At 65.7% G+C, this 3,313-nt stretch carries 4 protein-coding genes; 2 read left to right on the top strand and 2 right to left on the bottom strand.

Features of this window, described 5'->3' with window-relative positions:
• Window positions 1-22 precede the first annotated feature (22 nt).
• Both truA and H7290_RS04520 read right to left on the bottom strand, forming a co-directional pair.
• Entirely contained in the window at window positions 23-817 is a 795-nt protein-coding gene (truA, locus tag H7290_RS04525; RefSeq protein ID WP_290512828.1) for a tRNA pseudouridine(38-40) synthase TruA, read from the bottom strand.
• 126 nt (window positions 818-943) lie between these two features.
• Window positions 944-2,242, bottom strand: a complete 1,299-nt coding sequence (locus H7290_RS04520; RefSeq protein ID WP_290512827.1) for a citrate synthase — start codon at window positions 2,240-2,242, stop codon at window positions 944-946.
• A 242-nt stretch (window positions 2,243-2,484) separates the two neighbouring features.
• Here H7290_RS04520 and rplM point away from each other — a divergent pair, with 242 nt between their 5' ends.
• Both rplM and rpsI read left to right on the top strand, forming a co-directional pair.
• Window positions 2,485-2,928, top strand: coding sequence for a 50S ribosomal protein L13 (gene rplM, locus H7290_RS04515; RefSeq protein WP_290512826.1), 444 nt, complete (start codon window positions 2,485-2,487; stop codon window positions 2,926-2,928).
• A gap of 20 nt (window positions 2,929-2,948) precedes the next feature.
• On the top strand, window positions 2,949-3,313 hold a 365-nt coding region (gene rpsI, locus H7290_RS04510; RefSeq protein WP_290512825.1), incomplete at its 3' end, for a 30S ribosomal protein S9.

Here is a 3,313-nt window from a genome sequence, read left to right as displayed (position 1 = left end):
CGTGGTGGTCGGGTCTGGGCGCTCACGCTTGTTCGCGGTGGCGTCTGGACGCAGCGGCACGAGCGGCGAGACCCGCAGCGTCGGGGTAGACGACGCCTTCGAGGACCAACCCGTGGGCCGGCATCACGGTGACGCGGCTGTCACGCTCGACGTTCGAGAGCACGTCGGTGGCCCATTCTGGTGCGAATCGGCCCACCCCGACCGCGACGAGCACACCCATCAGAGCGCGGACCATGGAGTGGCAGAACGCGTCGGCCCGTACCGTCGTCACGAGCGTGTCGTCGAGGCGCTCCGTGTGGAGCTCTCGGAGCGTGCGGATCGTGGTCGCGCCCTCGCGCCTGCGGCAGAAGGCGGCGAAGTCGTGCATGCCGAGGAGGTGGCCGGCGGCGGCGTTCATGCGATCGACGTCCAGACGTCGTTGCCACCGTACGACGGTGTGCCGGACCAGCGGATCGGGCCCGGTCTGCCCGTCGACGATCCGGTAGGAGTACTGGCGCTCCAAAGCGGTGAACCGCGCATCGAAGCCCTCCGGCGCGATGCTGACGCCGCGGACGCGGATGTCGTGTGGGAGGAGCCGGCGGAGGCGACGCTGCAGGATGAGGGGGTCAAGGTCGTCGAGGTCGACGTGGGCCACCTGCCCACGTGCGTGCACTCCGGCGTCAGTGCGCCCGGCGACCGTGAGCGGGACCGGCTCCGGCAGCCGCAGGATCATCATGATCGCGGCCTCGATCTCGCCTTGCACCGTCCGGTGCCCGGGCTGGTTCGCCCAGCCGCTGAAGGCAGTCCCGTCGTAGGAGAGGTCGAGTCGCAGGCGCACCGTCCCACGCTACCGGTCGGTCTCAGCGCAGCCGAAGAAGGACCGGCCACCCAGAGCATCGCCGTCCTCGACAGACCCACGTGTGCAGACCGCTGGGTCGGTCGTGCACAAGAGGGCAGCGGGTGACTAGACCTTCCAGCGCTCCTGCGACGAGACGAACTCGAGCTTGCGGTCACCGGTGTAGATCTGCTTGGGACGCGCGATCTTCTGTTCCTTGTCGTCGACGAGCTCCAGCCACTGCGCGAGCCAGCCCGACGTGCGGGGGATGGCGAACAGGACCGTGAACATCTCAGGCGGGAACTGCAGGGCCTCGTAAATCAGCCCGGAATAGAAGTCGACGTTCGGGTACAGCTTGCGCGAGATGAAGTAGTCGTCCTCCAGCGCGATGCGCTCGAGCTCTTGTGCGATCTCGAGCAACGGGTTGACGCCGGTGACCTCGAAGACGTCGTCGACGGCCTTCTTGATGATCGTGGCGCGAGGGTCGAAGTTCTTGTAGACGCGGTGACCGAAGCCCATCAGCTTCTCATCACCCTTCTTGACGCCCTCAATGAAAGCGGGGATCTTCTCAGGCGTGCCGATGCGCTTGAGCATCCGCAGGACGGCCTCGTTGGCGCCGCCGTGCAGCGGGCCGTAGAGCGCGGCGATCCCGGCCGTGACGGCTGAGTAGGGATCTACCTGGCTGGAACCGACCGAGCGAACCGCGTTGGTCGAGCAGTTCTGCTCGTGGTCGGCGTGCAGCATGAACAGCACCTCGAGGGCCTGGGCGAGGCGCGGATCGGGGTTGTACTTCTGCTCGCTCATCTTGAACAGCATCGAGAGGAAGTTCTCGGTGTACGACAGCTCGTTGTCGGGATAGACGTACGGCTTTCCCTGCGCATGACGGAACGACCAGGCGCCGAGGGTCGGCATCTTGGCGATCAGCCGGACGATCTGGTCGTGCCGGATGTCGGGGTCCTTGATGTTGCGGGCCTCGGGGTAGAAGGTCGACAGCGCACCGACGCTCGACAGCAGCATGCCCATGGGGTGTGCGTCGTAGCGGAAGCCCTGGAGCTGGGACTTCAGGTTCTCGTGCACGAAGGTGTGGAACGTGATCTCGTGCACCCACTGCTCGTGCTGCTGCTGGGTTGGCAGCTCGCCGTGGATCAGCAGGTAGGCGACCTCGAGGTACGTCGACTTCTCGGCGAGCTGCTCGATGGGGTACCCGCGGTACTCCAGGATGCCCTTCTCGCCATCGATGTACGTGACGGCCGACCTGGTCGAAGCCGTGTTGGTGAAGCCCGGGTCGTAGAGCGCGAGACCCGGGTCGTCTTCGCCCCTGCCGATCTGGGTGAAGTCGCCCGCGCGAACTGTGCCGTCGACGATGTCGAGCTCGTATTCCTCGCCCGATCGGTTGTCCCGGACAGTCAATGTCTGCTTTTCGGTCACTATGGGTCTCCTGTGACGGCGTGGAAATGCCCTGCTGCGAGGTGGTGCAGCCGGGTTCCAACGTAGTGCCGGCGGGCCGATTGCACGATCCGGGGGTCAGGTGGGGCTCGCCCCGTTTTGACCCGAGCGCCTGCTGGCGGTTAACCTTGTGTGTCGCTGCGCCTTCCCGGCTCCGCCGTTGGACCAGCCACCAGAGTTCGATCATCACCAGTTACCCACATCAAGAACGAGAAGGTCACGCCGTGCGCACGTTCAGCCCCAAGCCCGCTGACATCAACCGTCAGTGGCACGTCATCGACGCTCAGGACATCGTCCTCGGTCGTCTCGCCGTCCAGGCTGCGACGCTGTTGCGCGGCAAGCACAAGCCGACCTTCGCACCGCACGTCGACGGTGGCGACTTCGTCATCATCATCAATGCCGAGAAGGTCGCGCTGTCTGGCAACAAGCGCACCGACAAGCTCGCGTACCGCCACAGCGGCTACCCGGGTGGACTCAAGTCGATCGCCTATGGCGACCTGCTCGACAAGGATGCCCGCAAGGCGATCGAGAAGTCCGTCCGCGGCATGCTGCCCAAGAACCGTCTGGGTGATCAGCTGATCACGAAGCTCAAGGTCTATTCCGGCCCCGAGCACCCGCACAACGCCCAGAAGCCCCAGCCGTTCGAGATCACGCAGATCTCCCAGTAAAGAAGAGAAGCAGGCGCACCGTGGCTGAGACGACCACCACCCCCGAGACCGACTTCGAGACCAACGCCGAAGGTGTGGCATACACCTCCGAGACCGTTGGTTCCTCCGAGACCGCAGGCAAGCCCGCGACCATCGCGCCGGGTGCCGCCACCGGTCGTCGCAAGGAAGCCATCGCCCGAGTCCGGATCGTTCCGGGCACCGGCGTCTGGACCGTCAACGGCAAGCCGCTCGAGGAGTACCTCCCGAACAAGCTGCACCAGCAGATCGCCAAGGAGGCCTTCGCCGAGACTGGTCTCGTCGACCGTTTCGACGTGGTCGCGCGCGACACCGGTGGTGGCATGACCGGCCAGGCCGGAGCGCTTCGCCTCGGAGTGGCCCGCTCGCT

The organism is Aeromicrobium sp., assembly GCF_014378035.1.
Classification (GTDB): domain Bacteria; phylum Actinomycetota; class Actinomycetes; order Propionibacteriales; family Nocardioidaceae; genus Aeromicrobium.
This window is presented reverse-complemented; position numbering and strand designations above follow the sequence as displayed.